At 43.3% G+C, this 16707-nt stretch carries 16 protein-coding genes; 3 read left to right on the top strand and 13 right to left on the bottom strand.

From position 1 onward, the window contains the following. Positions 1-41: 41 nt before the first annotated feature. Positions 42-977 carry a bifunctional riboflavin kinase/FAD synthetase gene (gene ribF / locus FLM53_RS10635; protein ID WP_017062867.1) on the bottom strand — a complete coding sequence of 312 codons (936 nt, stop codon included), beginning with the start codon at positions 975-977 and terminating at the stop codon, positions 42-44. Between the two features lie 70 nt (positions 978-1047). Further along, positions 1048-2610, bottom strand: coding sequence for a murein biosynthesis integral membrane protein MurJ (gene murJ / locus FLM53_RS10630; RefSeq protein ID WP_370780774.1), 1563 nt, complete (start codon positions 2608-2610; stop codon positions 1048-1050). A 251-nt stretch (positions 2611-2861) separates the two neighbouring features. Here murJ and rpsT point away from each other — a divergent pair, with 251 nt between their 5' ends. After that, positions 2862-3122 (top strand): 30S ribosomal protein S20, encoded by a 261-nt coding sequence (rpsT, locus tag FLM53_RS10625; RefSeq protein WP_004739529.1) that lies wholly within the window; start codon positions 2862-2864, stop codon positions 3120-3122. A gap of 269 nt (positions 3123-3391) precedes the next feature. Here rpsT and FLM53_RS10620 read toward each other — a convergent pair whose 3' ends face one another. Together FLM53_RS10620 and nhaR are read right to left on the bottom strand one after the other, a co-directional pair. Beyond that, positions 3392-3685, bottom strand: a complete 294-nt coding sequence (locus FLM53_RS10620) for a metalloregulator ArsR/SmtB family transcription factor (RefSeq protein ID WP_004735028.1) — start codon at positions 3683-3685, stop codon at positions 3392-3394. Between the two features lie 100 nt (positions 3686-3785). Beyond that, complete coding sequence (gene nhaR, locus FLM53_RS10615) at positions 3786-4676, bottom strand: transcriptional activator NhaR (RefSeq protein ID WP_017629799.1); 891 nt, start codon at positions 4674-4676, stop codon at positions 3786-3788. Positions 4677-5065: 389 nt separating this feature from the next. Here nhaR and FLM53_RS10610 point away from each other — a divergent pair, with 389 nt between their 5' ends. Then, positions 5066-6211 carry a Na/Pi symporter gene (locus FLM53_RS10610; protein WP_017629800.1) on the top strand — a complete coding sequence of 382 codons (1146 nt, stop codon included), beginning with the start codon at positions 5066-5068 and terminating at the stop codon, positions 6209-6211. Between the two features lie 268 nt (positions 6212-6479). Here FLM53_RS10610 and FLM53_RS10605 read toward each other — a convergent pair whose 3' ends face one another. From FLM53_RS10605 to rppH, 7 genes are all read right to left on the bottom strand, one after another. After that, a complete protein-coding gene (locus FLM53_RS10605) occupies positions 6480-6956 on the bottom strand; it encodes a hypothetical protein (RefSeq protein ID WP_176682013.1) in 477 nt (158 codons plus the stop codon). 218 nt (positions 6957-7174) lie between these two features. After that, on the bottom strand, positions 7175-8569 hold the full coding sequence (locus FLM53_RS10600; protein ID WP_176681997.1) for a winged helix-turn-helix domain-containing protein: 1395 nt from the start codon (positions 8567-8569) through the stop codon (positions 7175-7177). Positions 8570-8694: 125 nt separating this feature from the next. Further along, the gene (locus tag FLM53_RS10595; RefSeq protein WP_176681996.1) at positions 8695-9546 is read right to left on the bottom strand and encodes a thymidylate synthase; all 852 of its coding nucleotides are present in this window, start codon (positions 9544-9546) and stop codon (positions 8695-8697) included. A gap of 9 nt (positions 9547-9555) precedes the next feature. Next, entirely contained in the window at positions 9556-10377 is an 822-nt protein-coding gene (gene lgt / locus FLM53_RS10590) for a prolipoprotein diacylglyceryl transferase (RefSeq protein ID WP_176681995.1), read from the bottom strand. A gap of 56 nt (positions 10378-10433) precedes the next feature. Then, positions 10434-11225, bottom strand: coding sequence for a sulfite exporter TauE/SafE family protein (locus FLM53_RS10585; RefSeq protein WP_176681994.1), 792 nt, complete (start codon positions 11223-11225; stop codon positions 10434-10436). Positions 11226-11233: 8 nt separating this feature from the next. Further along, positions 11234-13483 (bottom strand): phosphoenolpyruvate--protein phosphotransferase, encoded by a 2250-nt coding sequence (ptsP, locus tag FLM53_RS10580; RefSeq protein ID WP_176681993.1) that lies wholly within the window; start codon positions 13481-13483, stop codon positions 11234-11236. 2 nt (positions 13484-13485) lie between these two features. Further along, on the bottom strand, positions 13486-14004 hold the full coding sequence (rppH, locus tag FLM53_RS10575; RefSeq protein ID WP_004739545.1) for an RNA pyrophosphohydrolase: 519 nt from the start codon (positions 14002-14004) through the stop codon (positions 13486-13488). Positions 14005-14620: 616 nt separating this feature from the next. Between rppH and mutH the strand changes: the two genes are divergently transcribed. Beyond that, positions 14621-15286: a DNA mismatch repair endonuclease MutH gene (mutH, locus tag FLM53_RS10570; RefSeq protein WP_256099390.1), complete on the top strand. Its 666-nt coding sequence runs from the start codon at positions 14621-14623 to the stop codon at positions 15284-15286. A gap of 69 nt (positions 15287-15355) precedes the next feature. Here the strand turns inward: mutH and FLM53_RS10565 are convergent, their stop codons facing one another. Together FLM53_RS10565 and FLM53_RS10560 are read right to left on the bottom strand one after the other, a co-directional pair. Next, positions 15356-15667 (bottom strand): DUF6482 family protein, encoded by a 312-nt coding sequence (locus FLM53_RS10565; protein ID WP_176681991.1) that lies wholly within the window; start codon positions 15665-15667, stop codon positions 15356-15358. Positions 15668-15871: 204 nt separating this feature from the next. Further along, the gene (locus FLM53_RS10560; RefSeq protein ID WP_004735015.1) at positions 15872-16123 is read right to left on the bottom strand and encodes a hypothetical protein; all 252 of its coding nucleotides are present in this window, start codon (positions 16121-16123) and stop codon (positions 15872-15874) included. Positions 16124-16707 lie beyond the last annotated feature (584 nt).

Genomic DNA, 16707 nt, shown 5'->3' with positions numbered 1-16707 from the left:
GGGCGAAGTTAGACATTATGTTAATCGGTGGAATCATCCGATTAATTCTTTAGCTGAAGCAGCCACACCCTTGCGGCTTCAGCATCCAATTCTATTTGATTCTTTAATGCGTCGAACGATTCAAATTTTATCTCGTCGCGCAGTTTGTGCAAAAGTCGTACTTCTAACTGTTTACCATACAAATTGGCTTTAAAGTCAAAAAAGTGCACTTCTAATTGCTGCCTTACACCATTAACTGTTGGTCGTTGTCCAATATTAGCAACGCCACCGACAGGAACCCCATCGATATCCAATGCTTCAACAACATACACTCCCGATACAGGAGAAACACAACGCTTTAATGGAATATTAGCGGTAGGGAAACCTATGGTTCTCCCCAGTTTACGACCATGGGACACACGACCACTAATACTGTAATCACGTCCTAACATGGTAGCACTTGCAGCCAAGTCATCGACCGCTAATGCATTTCGTATCTCAGTACTGCTGACTCGTAATTGGTTTAAGCAATAACTTTGGGTGCTTACCACCTCAAAGCCATACTTTTCGCCCGCTTCTTTAAGCATAGCGAAATTACCAGTGCGGCCTTTGCCAAAGCAAAAATCGTCACCAACCACCAAGAACTTCACACCAAGCTTATCAACCAAAAGATCTTTAATGAATGCTTCTGCGGATAAACTTGCAAAATACTGATTAAAATTGACACACAATAAACGACTAATATCTAGCTTGCTCAGTTGCACGTACTTATCGCGTAAGCGAGTTAAACGTGCTGGCGCTCTATCTCGGGCAAACAGCTCCATAGGTTGCGGCTCAAACGTCATAACAACAGAAGGTAGCCCTAATGCTGCAGCTTGTTTAGAAACCTGACTCAGAACCTCTTGATGTCCTAAATGAACACCATCGAAGTTACCTATGGTTAATACACAGCCATGATGCTGCGCTTTAATATTGTGTATACCTCGGATCAGTTCCATTATGATCAGCTAAAACCTGTTATTTGCATCATTTATTGTGTGAAACCGACGGATTATATACTAATCAGTATTAATCTGTCGCTGCTTTTAAATGTTTTACTCGGATACCTAAAATCAGTACCGAAACAATATAAACAAAGCCACCAAGTCCAATCAAGCCTGTTAATGTCAGCGCTCTCTGGCTAAAGCTCCATTCAAGCCAATGTTGCATATTATCCAGCTGCCATAAAATAGCGGCTACCATCACCACACCCGAGATAATCAATTTGGCACTGAACAATAAGGTTGTCTTTGTTAATTGATATACACCTGCAAGATGTAATCCTCTATATAACAAGGCCATATTCACAAAAGCAGACAAGGCTGTCGCAATCGCCAAACCAACATAACCATAGAAATAAGCAAAGATCGCGTTAAATACCATATTGGTCACCATAGCTATAATGCCGTACTTAACCGGTGTTTTCGTATCTTGGCGAGAGTAGTAACCCGGAGCCAATACTTTTATCAGCATGAAGTTAAGCAAGCCAGATGCGTAAGCAACCAAAGACATCGATGCCTGTTGTACATCGTGTGGAGAGAACTCACCACGCATGAAGAGCACCATCAACATCGGTTTAGCTAAAACGATAAGACCTAACATCGCAGGAATGCCGAGAAGCAAAACCATGCGCACACCCCAGTCCATGGTTTGTGCAAACCCTTCCCTTTGAGCATCTACGTGTTTACGAGATAAAGCAGGAAGAATCACCGTCGCAATCGCGATACCGAATAAACCGAGTGGAAACTCAAGTAGTCGGTCTGAGTAGTACAACCAACTGATAGAACCCGTCGCTAGGAAACTGGCAATGAAGGTATCAAACAATAAGTTGATTTGACTAACAGACACACCAAACAGAGCTGGGATCATTAATGTGCGGATCTTAACGACGCCTGGGTCTCTCCAGCCCCATTTCGGCTTAACCAACACACCCGCTTTTATCAAGAAAGGCATTTGGAATAGGAATTGGACTAAGCCGCCAAGAAATACACCGATTGCCAAGCCAATTTCAGGTTGCTCTAGATTAGGAGAGATAAACCACGCTGCGCCGATGATCATTACGTTCAAAAACACAGGGGTAAAAGAAGAGACCGCAAATTTACCTAATGTATTAAGAATCGCACCAGATAAAGCAACAAAGGTGATAAACCATAAATAAGGAAAGGTAATCTTGAGCATGAAGCTCGCCAGCTCAAACTTAGGCGCCGCAGGGCCATCATTCAACCAGTCGATAAACCAGCCTGCGCCAAACATCGCGGTGATCACACCTGAGCCCAAGACCCCGATAACCGTGACGATAGATACTAAAACCCCGAGCGTACCCGACACCTTAGCAATTAAATCTCGAGTCTTATCTTTATCACCTGCCGCGTGATATTCCGTTAATACAGGAACAAACGCTTGAGAAAACGCACCTTCTGCAAAAAGTCGACGTAAGAAATTAGGGATTTTATTAGCGAAGAAAAATACGTCGGCACTCGCCCCAGCCCCCATCAAATTTGCTACTACTACATCACGTACTAGCCCCAATACACGGGAAACAAAAGTCATAGCACTGACAATCAGGCCTGACTTTAATAGTCGTTTACTCACAGAAACCTCTGACACTAGTTGATTACTTTCAAGCGAGGATAAATACTATCCTATCCTAAGAAGCATATTTATTAGCATTGGTCTAAAAATGCTGTTAGAATCCCCGCCATCTTAACCGCGATGACCTTTCCATACCAAAGTTTGTTTGGCTACGATTGGTTTTTGCACAAATCATTTGACAATTAAGCGCTAATGAGGGATAGTCCTCGCCCTTAAATTGTCACCGAACTAAGTTTTTGGGAGTTAGACCCTTGGCAAACAGTAAATCTGCTAAGAAGCGCGCTATCCAAGCTGAGAAACGTCGCCAGCACAATGCTAGCCGTCGTTCTATGATGCGCACTTACATGAAAAAGACTATCGCAGCTATCGCAGCTGGTGATAAAGAAGCTGCAACTGCTGCTCTTGTAGAAGTTACACCACTTCTTGACCGTATGGCGACTAAAGGCCTTATTCATAAGAATAAAGCTGCACGTCATAAGTCTCGTTTCGCTGCTGCAATCAAAGCTCTTTAATAGAAATTTGATTACAACGCAAAACGAAAAAAACCGGCCTAGGCCGGTTTTTTTATATCTAAATTTTGAGTAACGCTGCTATTTACTGACTAAAAGCGACTTTACTCACTGAAAACAGTTTTGCTTATTCACCGAATCGGCTTTTCAATAAACAGAATAAGTCGATAGGAAAACAAGCTGTTCAGGATTAACGTTCGACGTGAAATACTGACACTTCCTTGTGTCGACCTTACCCCTGACAAGAAATCATCTCCCTCATCAGTAATAAGCTACTTGCAGTAAATACCATGCAGTAGGTTAATCATCGCTTTTACTTCTTCACTGCTCAATGTGTAATACACAGTTTGAGCTTCTTTGCGAGTTTCGACCAAACCATCTCTTCTCAACCAAGCAAGATGTTGAGATAAAGCAGACTGACTCAGTTCCAACTTGCCGCACAACTCCCCAACCGACAGTTCAGTGCCATGTAATAAGCATAAGATCTGTAAGCGACGCTCGTTGGCCATGGCTTTGAGTAGAATCACAGCTTGTGCTGAGTTCTTCTCCATCTCTTTTAAGTTCATAGTTTGGCTCCCTACAACCTTTTCGCCAACTACGGGCTATCAGTATTTCCGGCATATTGCGGAGTTATGATAATCGATATCAATTCATTAACAAACTATCTCACTCGAACAATTTGCTAAAATCTGCGTCACATACGTTTTTAACTGCTGGATGTTGGATCATCCTCTCAGCAAATATGACGTAGTACTCCTCTTTTAACTCTTCAATACCGCCCAATAATTGCAGCGATGTATCTTCTTCCACTTCAGACATATACAGTGTCGGTGCCAAGAAAATAGCGTCATGATGATAACGAGCAAAAGCTTTCATCAATGCCGCATCATCAAACTCACCTAAAATATCAGGTTTAAGCCCTTGCCTATCAAACCACTGCAGCACCTTACGCCCCATCGAGGTTCGGCTACCAGGGATCAAAAGCTTCCTTTGTTCTAATACTGCCGGGAAGTTAACGCCTTCAACCTTGCCTGAACTGAAAAAGCTCATGCCACTCTCACCCAGTTTCTTACTAAACAAACCAGGGCTTTGGCTAGAGTCCACCGGACAGTCAGACAAAATCATATCCAGCTTATGTTGAGAGAGTTGCTCAAGCAGCATTTCGTGAGTCGATTCAAAACAGCGAAGGTGGATACTGTTATCTTCTGGAATCGTCGACATTAAGATCTTGCTTACGAGCCTTTTTGACAGCGCATCCGCTACACCCACATCAAACAAAATATTGGAGTGCTGGCTGTAATTCACGATATCGAGCATTTCGTAACTCAGGCCAAACATACGATCGGCATACTTAAAGACCAGCTGCCCAAGCTCTGTTGGCTCAACACTACGCCCATTGCGCTTGGTCAGCTTGCCGTCCATTCGCTCTTCTAATGCTTTTATCTGACCCGTTACCGTTTGAGGAGTGAGAAATAAAGCTTCTGCCGCTTTGGTAACAGAGCCTTGCTTGCAGACCATCCAGAAGTAATAAAGATGGTTATAGTTGAGGTGCGACATAGGTGTGCCGTAATAAAGGAGTAGATACCCTTTTATATCAAATATGACACTCCCGCTCAACAAACTCGGAAAAACCTACCCCAACCACTAATTACCACTTATTTTTTCGAAGTGTGTGATTTCATAATGTAATATTTGAGCGATTATTTTCAATTTTTTTCTAACTTTTAAGATCTATATCACCTATAGAAACACCCTTTAAATTCCCTTAAAAACAAACACTTAAAATAACCACATTAGCCATGGGAATATTTAAAGAGTAAATCATCACAAAAAAGTCTCACCTAAACCAAAATGTAATATTACTGAAATATTTCCCCTCTAACATCACGCTCAGATTAAACAAACAGACCAAACACAGACTTAAACGGTCCAATGGAGAAAACATTATGAACCAAGCTACTACTGCAGCAGCGCCTATCTCGAGCACAACTCGTTGGCTACGCTGGGCTAACTTGGCATTCATGCTTTACCTACTATTACTTTCAGTTTCAATGGTTGGTACAGGCTTCAAATGGGCAACAGGCGAGCAAGCAAAGGTTCTTTTTGAATTTGCTTCACACCCAGTTGCAGGCTTAATGATTGGTTTAGTGGCAACAGCACTTATTCAGTCATCAAGTACAGTTACTTCAATTATCGTTGGCCTTGTGGCAGGTGGTTTACCTGTTGAGCTAGCAATCCCTATGATCATGGGTGCAAACATTGGTACTACGGTAACCAATACGCTAGTTAGTCTTGGTCATGTTCGTTGTAAAGAAGAGTTCAAGCGTGCGTTCGCAAGTGCGACTATTCACGACTTCTTTAACCTATTAGCCGTTGCTATCTTCCTACCACTAGAGATGGCGTTTGGTATTCTAGAGAAGATTTCTCACTGGTTAGTGTCTCCAATGCTAGCAACAGGTGATATGAGCATGAAGGGTCTTAACTTCATCAAGCCAATCACTAAGCCTGTAGTAAGCGCGATTAAAGAGCCACTATCAACATTTGGCGACACTGTTGGCGGCATCATGCTTATCGTTCTTGGTATCGCAACTATCTTCGTAGCTATCACTGTAATGGGTAAGCTGATGAAGAGCCTAATGGTTGGCCGTGCTCGTGAGATTCTAAAGAACGCAATCGGTCGTGGTCCAATCCACGGTATCGCTTCTGGCTCTATCGTTACTATCCTTGTTCAGTCTTCTTCAACGACAACAAGCTTGATGGTTCCGCTAGTAGGTTCAGGTGTTCTTAAAGTACGTGATGTTTACCCATTCACTCTGGGCGCAAACATCGGTACATGTATTACCGCTCTACTTGCAGCAACAGCAGTATCTGGTGAGTTCGCAGTATTCGCACTACAGATTGCTCTAGTACACTTGGTATTCAACATCATGGCAACGGTATTCATCTTCGGTATTCCGTTCCTACGTGAACTACCAGTAAAAGCAGCTGACTTAATTTCAGACATGGCTGTGAAGAACAAAGCTGTAGTGGCTGGTTACCTTGTTGCGGTATTCCTTGTACTGCCTGGTAGCGTCTTAGCTCTTACCGCTTAACAGCAAAATAAACATCGCTTATAACAAAGCCCGCAACCTAGGTTGCGGGCTTTTTCTTTTTAGGAACAGATACGGGATGCGAGTGAACGAGTAACGAAGAGCAAAAGCAGGTAAAAGCCGTCATTCCCTGCAGCGAGGAACGAGCGTGATAGGGAATCTAGCTATCACAGGCTCCTAGAGATTCCCTACTCCCTCCTTCGTCGGTCTAGGGAATGACGGAGTCTTTGCTCTTCGCATCTCGTATCCCGTTTACTCGTATCTAGCTACCCTACTTACCTTGCTCATTACGCAGGTACATAATCGCAACCATGCCAAAACCGATAAATTGCCATAGATACTGTCCATCGCTTGCGCCAGTGATGGTTTGAGTGAAAGCCATACAAGCAGTCACAAATAAAGATGAAAATGCGGCATAAAGCAACCACGGACGTTCTTTACCAACCATGAACTCACCACCAAGTACCGAGCGAATAACCAATAAAAACGGCACACATTGCAAAGCAATTAGAATCGGAAACATAAAGTCGAACGTTGGGCTCAGTAAAGCGTGACCGACTTGGCTCTTGTCCCAAGTACCGACAATATAGCCTTTCCAGCCTGCCCAGGTGTCTCCCGCATAAGCAGTATCTGGAGTGATAAAGCCAAGTAGCACGCCCATCACTTTATCGATAAAGCCATTTTTGAACCAAAAGACGAATAAGAAGATCTGAATAGGAATGATCTGAAAAGCAAACTTCTTCAACATGTGTTTATCCCAAATAATGAATGATTTGGTGACCAGTATGTGGAAGTCGATGTTTTTACGCTTGATGCAAGGCAATTGAGCCTGAGTCCAAACAATAATCAAACATGTTGAAAAGCTAGCTGGTACAAGTGAGCCGTATAGAAATACCATTGCAATCAGCTCTCACGAAACACCTTCACTTGAAAACGTATTTCGCGGTTTAGGAAAGGTTTGTTTTTTTATAAAGATTCAATAAGATCAAACAGTTGACCAGTATGCTCTTTTTTTACGTCAGTATAGCGCTGGTAGTTGTATTGCGAGCCTTTTGGGTTGTCCGACAGCTTGTCAGCAACACTAAGCAGATAAAAGCTGATTGGGCTCGGTGTACTTTCAGCAGCATAGGAAAGGTAAGGGAAAGCTTGGTTGGCATGTTGGTTGATTAACAATGCTAGTCCCAGAGTAAGATTGGCAATATCACAACGTGGATTCATCTCAAAGGCTTGCTTTGCCAATTGCAGAGCGCGTTCGCGATCTTCTTGCTCACTGTTTTGCAAATAAGCCAAAGACTCCGAATACGAAAGCAAGGCATTCACCAGATAATTGTCTCGCCCTTGCTGTTGAATCGCATTCAACTGAACCGCTATGTCTTCAAATGGCTGACCACCTTTGCCTTGGTAAAAAAGAGATATCCCCTCAGAGATAACACTCCAATCATCGTAACTATCAATAGAGGTCACTCGATGACTCGCTACGCCATACTCAGACCCCATAGGTGCGATAATCGCTTTAATCTCAAGGATGACATCCCCAATGGCATCAAAGAAATTATCTTGGCTAAAGCTTTTTTCTACTTTCTGGCTTTGGTTAGGGTGATTATTGTTTTGTACCAGCACACTCAGTACATAATCCCCATCCTTTTTCTTGAGCCAACTTTTGAGTTCGACACCATTGTTGGCAAGTGATTGCTTGCCTTGTTTTGATAGCTGAGAGAAGTGGTAACCCGATAGATTTTTAGCTGAGTTCAACCCGTAGAAAAGATAGTTATATACACTTTCCGACATCTCATAATTGTTCGCTGAATCAAGGGTGATGTCATGGATATAAACGGGAATCACATCAGCCTGGCGTGCAGTAATCACCATAGGGTCATTAGTTTGGAAGTCATTGTTCCATACCCAAACTGCAGTTACGCCAACCGCTAATACTGCGGTTACGGTGAGGACGATGATTTTCTTTTTGTAATAAGGAGCGAGAGTTGCAGTCGCAGATAGAGAAGTCTTTTCGGCAGACATAAGTTTAACGCTCGGCTGAGTCACTTCAATATCAAACAGATAACCTTGTTTAGGTATCGTCTGAATAATCCGATACGGGCGAGACTTATCCTGAAGTTGACTGCGCAATAAACTGATGACCTGTCTGACCAAGTTGTCGGATACGTGAGCTCTTTGCCACACATCGGTAGCGATCTGTTGCGTACTCACCACCATCCCACGCTTTTCGATGAAATAGCTGAGCAGCTTTGCTTGCAATGGCTCTAAATGAATCTCTTCACTATCAATCACCAACTGATTCTTCTCAGGGTAAAAAGAAATAGGAAAGTCGTGTTGCAATAGGAAGCAATGCGAGCGAGTCATAGCTGTTCTGTAGTTAGAAAAGACCCCACAAGATTATTGGTTTTATAAATAGTAAGCAAGCCAAGCATTGCAAATAAAAAAAGGCTGCACAGTGGCAGCCTTTCTATCAAATAAAGCGGATAACATTAAACCGAGAACGGGTACTTAATCGCTTCGTGACATTCGTAACCTTCAACCCAGAAGTCATCCATAGTTACCCATGTTTCCAAATCTTCTAGAGATTTAATCTCAGGGTTGATATGGAATGTAGGGCCAGCTAGAGGCTCACGCTTCAACTGAATATCACGCATTGGCGCTAATTGGTCTTCATAAATATGAGCATTAACCAGCTTGTGGTAAGCCACACCCGGCTTCTTGCCAGTGATTTGCGCCATGATTGCTAGGAACACATACACTTGAACCATGTTGAAGTTCAGGCCTAGCGGCACGTCACAAGAGCGTTGAGTGCTGTTTAGGTACAGAGTGTCACCAAGTAGAGAGAAGTGGTGGCTGTACATACACGGACGCAAGCAGCCCATGTGGAACTCGCCAGGGTTGTAGAAGTTTAAGATCTCACCACGGTCATCGATACCGTTCGTTAGGTCATCCACAATCTTCTTCAGTTGGTCGATATGACCACCATCAGGTTTCGCCCATGCTCGCCCCTGAACACCATAAACACGGCCCATGTCATCTTCACCCTTACGGTAAGGATTGTTCAGCCATGCTTCGTTCAAGTTAGAGTTCGCATCCCAAGTTTTAGTGCCTAGTTTGCGGAAGTCTTCAGCATTATCGTAACCACGAATGTAGCCAAGCAGTTCAGCAACCGCCGCTTTCCAGAAGCTCTTGCGCGTTGTTACTAAAGGGAACTGGTTATTACCAACATCATATTCCAGGTCAGCATTGATAACGGTTAGGCAGCGCTTACCCGTGCGTTCATTTTCAATCCAAGTACCGTCATCAACGATACGCTGACAGAGATCTAAATACTGTTTCACACCAATTCCTTACTTCGTTTGTTGTGGTAATTCGTCTTTGTAGTGATCGCGTTTGTATGCCCAAACCATCATCAGCACACCGATGATAACCATTGGCAGTGACAGGATTTGTCCCATCGAGATAAATCCGCCGAACAAGCCTAGATGAGCATCTGGTTCACGTACGTATTCTACTAAGAAACGGAATGTACCATATCCTGCTAGGAATAATCCTGATACAGAACCAAGAGGACGCGGCTTTTTAATAAACCAGTTCAAGATGAAGAACAGAACAATACCTTCAAGCGCCATTTCATAAAGCTGAGATGGGTGACGAGGAAGTGGACCACCATTAGGGAACACGATAGCCCATGGCACATCAGTCACACGTCCCCAAAGCTCGCTGTTCATGAAGTTACCTAGACGGCCCATACCTAAACCAAATGGTACTAATGGTGCAATCATGTCTGCTACGCCGAAGAAGGTGCGGCCGTTCTTTTTCGCATACCAAAACATTGCGGTGATAACACCCAGCAAACCACCATGGAAAGACATGCCGCCAGTCCATACTTTAAATAGGTAAAGTGGGTCTGCTAGGAAAAGGTCGAAGTTGTAGAAAAGTACGTAGCCAATACGACCACCTAGAACCACACCTAGAAAACCAGCAAACAGTAAGTCTGATACTTGCTCACGAGTCCAACCACTACCTGGCTGATCAGCTCGGCGATTTGCTAACCAAAGAGCAAACATAAAACCAACGAGGTACATTAGGCCGTACCAACGAACTGAAATTGGTCCTAGTTCAATAAGAACAGGATCGATATTTGGGAATTCGATAAAACCCTGAGACATACTTGGCTCTCTATCTAAATTGATCAACGGTTAGCTCACAGCTAACAGAAAAGACACTACAGCAACATTGTGGCTGCTATAAACATTAAAAATACTGCAAAGAATTTCTTTAACACAGGGGTTGGCAATTGAGTAGCCAGCTTCGCACCCACTCGCGTCGTCAGAACGGAGGTACAAGATATCGCAATCAAAGCAGGAAGATAAACATAGCCCAGGCTAAATGCAGGCAGATCATCGACAGAAGAACCATGCCAGATGAAACCGAGCATTCCCGAGATCGCAATAACACAACCACACACCGATGATGAGCCAACCGCTTTGCGCATTTCCACACCGTGATGGTTAAGGAAAGGTACAGACAACGATCCGCCACCAATACCCGCTAAGCTTGATACCAAACCAATACCGCCGCCACATAACATGGTTTTAGCTGAGCTTGGCATCGCCTTCTGGCTCTTAGAGCGAATCGACAACAGCATTTGCAAAGCCAACACCAACACGATCATACCGAATACTTTTGGCAGATACTGAGCCGGAATCACTTCGGCCACAAAAGAACCGAGGAAACCACCGACAACCACTCCTGGCATTAACCACTTAACGACAAAGATATCCACGTTACCCAATTTTAAGTGGTTAATCGCAGACGATCCCGACGTAACAATAATGGTGGATAGCGACGTAGCAAGTGCCATTTGCATTGCAAACTCTTGAGGTATACCCGCTTTAGGAAGCAAAAACAGTAAGGCCGGAACCACCAACAAACCACCACCAATGCCTAGCAAGCCAGCTAAAACACCAACAATAGCACCAAGGCCTGCTAACAAGCCTATCAGTTCATATGACACGTTAAATCCTATTTTTTACCTGCTCGAATGAAGCCTGTAAATTCACGCTCTTCGAAATAGTTCAGCATCATACTATAGATGTCACTACCATACGGTTTTGAAAGTGCCTTATTTGCTAAATCCTGTAATTCACCCAAGTTAGATTGACGAATCAGATATTTGGTTCTGGCCACATTCGAGGTATTCATACTTAGTGTCTGATACCCCAACCCAATCAGTAACAGTGCGCCCATTGGATCACCGGCTAACTCTCCACAAATACACACGGGTAATTGATATTGCTTACAAGTATCATGAATTTGTTTTAATGCCATGATCACCGCAGGGTGCATTGATTCATAGACATCGGAGACTCGTGAATTGTTCCGATCAACGGCCAATAAATATTGGGTTAAGTCATTGGTACCGACAGAAACAAAATCGACCTTGTCCGCAATCAGCGGCAGCAGATAAAGCATTGATGGTACTTCGATCATGATACCTATGCGTGGCATACGCACTCGGTTATCAAGCTCGTGCACTTCATCATAGGCTTGCTCAATCAACTGCAGCGCGTCATCAAGTTCTTGAGCACCTGAGATCATCGGTAGCAAAATACTTAGGTTGTGGCTCTCACAACTCGCACGCAACATGGCGCGTAACTGAATAATAAAGATGTCAGGATGATCGAGCGTAAAGCGAATACCACGCCAACCAAGGAATGGATTGTCCTCTTCTATTGGGAAGTAAGGTAACGCCTTATCACCACCGATATCGAGCGTACGCATCACAACTTGCTTCTTAGGGTAACTTGCTAATACAGAACGATACTGCTTGAACTGTTCGTCCTCTGACGGAAACCTTTGTTGCAACAAGAAAGAGATTTCCGTTCGATACAGCCCTACCCCATCAACACCTTGGTTGATGGCGATATTAGTATCGGCACTCAAACCCGCATTAAGCAGAATCTCGACCTGCTGGTCATCTTGCGTTTTGGCTGGTAGATACAGTTCTCGATTGACCATAGAAGAGAGTTCACTCTCCTCAAGAATCAGCCCTTGATACTCTTTGAGTAGGTTTTTCGTCGGCTCAATAAAGATCTCACCGCTGTACCCATCAACAATCGCTTGCTTGCCATTGGCTTGAACAAGGTTGAGGTTAACCCCCATTACTGAAGGAATGCCAAGAGCGCGAGATAAAATCGCAGCGTGCGAGTTCGCCGCCCCTTCCAAGGAGATCACTGCCAGCAGCTTCTCTTTTGGAATCGACGCTAATACCGAAGCCGTTAATTCACGAACCACCAGAATAATAGGTTTATCTAAGGTGCGTAGCTCGTATTCTGAGTTATGAAGGAAATACAGCAGCCTTTGTCCGAGTTCTCGGATGTCTTGCGCTCTCTCACGAAGATAAACATCAGACATACGAGCAAAGCGGTTGGAGTAACTCTCAACCACTTGTCTTAATGCCCAATCGGCTTTATCGCCTTTCTGAATCTGGCTCTTTAGATCCTTACGCAACATAGGATCGTTGAGTAAGTGAGTAAACAGGTCAAAGATCGCCAATGCGTCTTTATTGATTTCGCTGTCTAAGCGCTTTCGCATACGCTTAAAGTCATTGAGGGCTTTCTCTACTGCAACCGCCAACAACTCTTGCTCTCTCTCGATGTTGAGTGTTGATGCTGGGTACACATCCGTTAGTTCAGGTTGTGTGTTGTCCCACCAAAGATCACCAATCGCGACACCCGATGAGGCAGCGATACCTTTAGTTGCAGGTAGCTTCTGTTGCTCTAGTAGCCAATGGCCTTGAGTTTGGGCGTGCGCCACAATAACCGCAAGTTGTGCCGAGAGCGTGACAAGGAAGGACTCTTCCATCTCACTGAATAAACGAGGGGATTTCTGCTGAATAACCAATACGCCAAGCACTTGCTTGCGATGGATAATCGGAGTACCAAGAAAAGAGTGATAGACGTTTTCTCCAAGCTCTGGAAAAAACTTATAAGCAGGGTGAGCAGACGCTTGTGCAAGGTTGATAGGTTCCGCACTTCGCTTAACAAGGCCAACCAGACCTTCGTCAAAACCAATGTGGATACTATTGCCTTCAAAGATCAGGCCTTGAGTTGCCATCAACTCAAGGCGCTGCATATCATTATTGGCTAAATACACGGTGCAACATTCCGTCTGCATCGCACTGCATGTCTCTTTAACTAAAATATCAAGTGCCGTCGACACATCTTCAACTCTTGATACGTGTTCAACTATTTCCCTTAGTTGACTGAGCATGCTTAACCTCTACGCAATTTGCGTTTTCCTTTTGTTTTTCGCTCTTTAAACGGCATTGCTAAAGATGCGAATTCTTTCATCGCTCGACGGTAAACATCTCGCTTAAAAGAAACAACTTGTCGAACTGGGTACCAGTAACTCACCCAACGCCAACCATCAAACTCAGGTGTACTTCCACGCTGCATATTGATACGCGATTCATCGCAATCTAAGCGCAAAAGGAACCACTTCTGTTTTTGTCCAATACAGACAGGTTTCGAATCCCATCGAACCAGTCGTTTGGGTAGCTTATAGCGTAACCAATGACGACTTGTCGCGACGATCTTTACATCCTTTTTAGTAAGGCCAACCTCTTCATACAACTCTCGGTACATTGCCTGTTCCGGAGTCTCACCTTCATCTATTCCCCCTTGAGGAAATTGCCATGAATGTTGTCCGTATCGTTTAGCCCAGAAGACCTGACCATGGTTGTTACAGATTACAATACCAACATTTAATCGGTAACCATCGCCATCTATCACTGGCCAACCTCTATCTAAATTTTTAATTACACTGATTTTTCCACATATCCCCAATCGGAGCAAACTTAGTGACGTGATAAGCGCTATATTTATGAATATTAACTAAGAATATGGATAAGTTTTGTTCAAAATTTAGTTACCCACACAATAGTGAGACATAGACCACATTTATTCACCTTTTCTGTGAATAACTATGTGAAGAATTACCCGCAATCGTTTTTTTTAATCCATAGATTCATCAACACCCAAAACAACAAATCGATAAATCAATATTAAAATCATTTAAAATCAGGCAATTAAAAGTAAAAATCAATTTTCAAAAACATTTAAAATGGAAAAGATCTTTTAAAATCAGAACGTGGTTAAAGATCAACCACCCAGGTGTTTATCCACACTGCTAATGGAAAGATTCATTTTAACCCCTGTTTGGCAAGCATTTTATCCACCACAAACCCCTGTTTATTTATCCACTAAATTAATATTTCAATTAATTACGTTCATGTCCTGTGGATAACCCTGACTTTGATCCCTTTCGTCGCAATGAGATCATTTCTTAACCAGTCGTCATATGGTGATAACTTCTGATAAAATCATTTTTTTGATCATGCCTTTTATTATGAAACCAGAACCACAAACACAACAAGAGCTGTTAGACAGAGCCTACGCGATTGCCGGAATGACTTTCAAAGAGCTCGCTGACGAAGCCGAAATGGACATGCCGAACGACCTCAAGCGTGATAAAGGCTGGGTTGGACAGCTTTTGGAATGGCACTTAGGCGCACCTGCTGGCAGTAAGCCAGAACAAGATTTTGCGAAGCTAGGTATTGAGCTCAAAAGCATTCCGATTGGCTACTCTGGAAAGCCGCTCGAAACCACGTTTGTTTGTGTCGCACCATTAATGGGCGTGCAAGGCATTACCTGGGAAACCAGTCACGTTCGTAATAAGCTATCCAAAGTGTTGTGGATCCCTGTTGAGGGAGAAAGAGAGATCCCATTGGCAGAAAGGCATGTAGGATCCCCTTTACTATGGACACCAAGCGAGGCTGAAAACGAGCTTCTAAAAAGGGATTGGGAAGAACTGATGGAATTGATCGTGTTAGGCAATGTTGAACAGATAACAGCAAGACACGGTGAAGCGCTGCATCTACGACCAAAAGCCGCCAACAGCCGAGTGTTAACGGAAGCTTACGGTGCAAGTGGAAAGCCCATCAAGACTAAACCGCGTGGTTTTTACCTAAGAACTCAATTCACCCACAAATTGCTGACAACACACTACGTATAAGTCGTTTTAATACACCTCAAAGATCGGATGATCAATGTGTTATAAACCGTCGGTAATAAGAAACGAGTTCTAATGAGGTTTGAGCGCCAGTTCAATATCGCAGTAGCTTTGGCTTGGTTCACTACCAAACTCATCATACGCGTTGTGCAAGCGAAGGTAGGCCTTTTCAAAACCGAGCCGGAGTAACTCCTCTTTCACTTGATCCAAAGATCCAAAGTGAAGCGGCTCGCCGTCTTGCTTGACCGGTTCTAGCTTGTGTTTGTACTCCACCGCCAATAGATACTCTGAGATATCAGAACAACCAATAACGTACACTTTGGGTGTTTGATAAGAGTCTTTGTGCTCTCCATGTAACCACATGTCTAATTGATGCTTTTGCATAACCGGCCTCCCTTGCTCTCTAAAGCTTAGTAGAACTCTATTTCTTTACTAGGGCGTGTTGATTTTTCTCGATTAAAAAACCAAAAAAGAGAAGCTAGAGCTTCTCTTTTTTGGTCAGTTCTAGTTCAAAAGCTCACACTTTTGACGCCATAACTATCCCTGTGACTTATCTAAGGGGTTGAAAGGTGCTATCAACCCCGCAGATTACGTCGGTATTCGCGCACTTAAGACACGACGAAGGTGACGTACTCTACGTTCAATAGTAACGACTTCAGGTTCAGAAAAACCAATAGGTCGACCATCTGCTTCAAGACCAATATCTCTTAGTAAGTGAGTATTGTTCCATGGTAGATCATATGAACTGCGACGAACTTTTCGTTGCCATTCACGCTCTTCACGACGAAGGTCTGCACGGATAAGGACTGTTGCTAATTTTAAATATACTGAGTGACGCATAATAACTCTCCAGTTGTTGAATAAACTGAGGAAAAATAGCGTGTTAGATAGTATGAGGACTTCTCATTTAGCTGCTATTTTTCCGCAGCCAAATAAGGATACGGATCTATTAGTTAGGTTTATCTTGGGTGTTTCGATCGGCCATGGCTGATGTTTGTGACATAACAGTCACCATGTCAGAACACGGATCAAACGAAGCGCAAATATGCTGTATAAAATCGAAATGTTTCATTTGCGCCTCCAAGCTAACTAAAAAATCCAAAAAGAAATGGGTAGTAAAAGCAGACAAGTCTTTGTTAAATCGCTGCTTTCACGGTTAAAGTCTAACCAAGTGAGTATATTATTCAACCGATAATTGGTTAACATTTTCAAAACAATGCATTCACCTGAAATATCAGTTGCATATTCATTTATATATAAGATATTCACTATGATTATATAAAATCACAGCATATCTCTCTTAGTGACTGAGAGTTCATCTCTCGATTATTCGAACATCAACGCAGCGATTAGCAATAAAAAAGCCACGCATGATGCGTGGCTCTTAAATTTACACTAACAGATTGAATGACTTAGAAGAGAGT

Origin of the sequence: Vibrio sp. Scap24, assembly GCF_013394185.1 — a bacterium.
Lineage (GTDB): Bacteria > Pseudomonadota > Gammaproteobacteria > Enterobacterales > Vibrionaceae > Vibrio > Vibrio pomeroyi.
The sequence above is the reverse complement of the archived record's forward strand: the minus strand, read 5'-3'. Positions and strand labels throughout refer to the sequence as shown.

Excerpts from the sequence above, each read along its gene's own strand:
- FLM53_RS10600 (WP_176681997.1), bottom strand. The coding sequence starts at position 8,569 with ATGACTCGCTCGCATTGCTTCCTATTGCAACACGACTTTCCTATTTCT.
- nhaR (WP_017629799.1), bottom strand. The coding sequence starts at position 4,676 with ATGTCGCACCTCAACTATAACCATCTTTATTACTTCTGGATGGTCTGC.
- FLM53_RS10610 (WP_017629800.1), top strand. The coding sequence starts at position 5,066 with ATGAACCAAGCTACTACTGCAGCAGCGCCTATCTCGAGCACAACTCGT.
- lgt (WP_176681995.1), bottom strand. The coding sequence starts at position 10,377 with ATGTCTCAGGGTTTTATCGAATTCCCAAATATCGATCCTGTTCTTATT.
- FLM53_RS10565 (WP_176681991.1), bottom strand. The coding sequence starts at position 15,667 with ATGCAAAAGCATCAATTAGACATGTGGTTACATGGAGAGCACAAAGAC.
- FLM53_RS10620 (WP_004735028.1), bottom strand. The coding sequence starts at position 3,685 with ATGAACTTAAAAGAGATGGAGAAGAACTCAGCACAAGCTGTGATTCTA.
- ptsP (WP_176681993.1), bottom strand. The coding sequence starts at position 13,483 with ATGCTCAGTCAACTAAGGGAAATAGTTGAACACGTATCAAGAGTTGAA.
- FLM53_RS10605 (WP_176682013.1), bottom strand. The coding sequence starts at position 6,956 with ATGTTGAAGAAGTTTGCTTTTCAGATCATTCCTATTCAGATCTTCTTA.
- mutH (WP_256099390.1), top strand. The coding sequence starts at position 14,621 with ATGAAACCAGAACCACAAACACAACAAGAGCTGTTAGACAGAGCCTAC.
- ribF (WP_017062867.1), bottom strand. The coding sequence starts at position 977 with ATGGAACTGATCCGAGGTATACACAATATTAAAGCGCAGCATCATGGC.
- FLM53_RS10560 (WP_004735015.1), bottom strand. The coding sequence starts at position 16,123 with ATGCGTCACTCAGTATATTTAAAATTAGCAACAGTCCTTATCCGTGCA.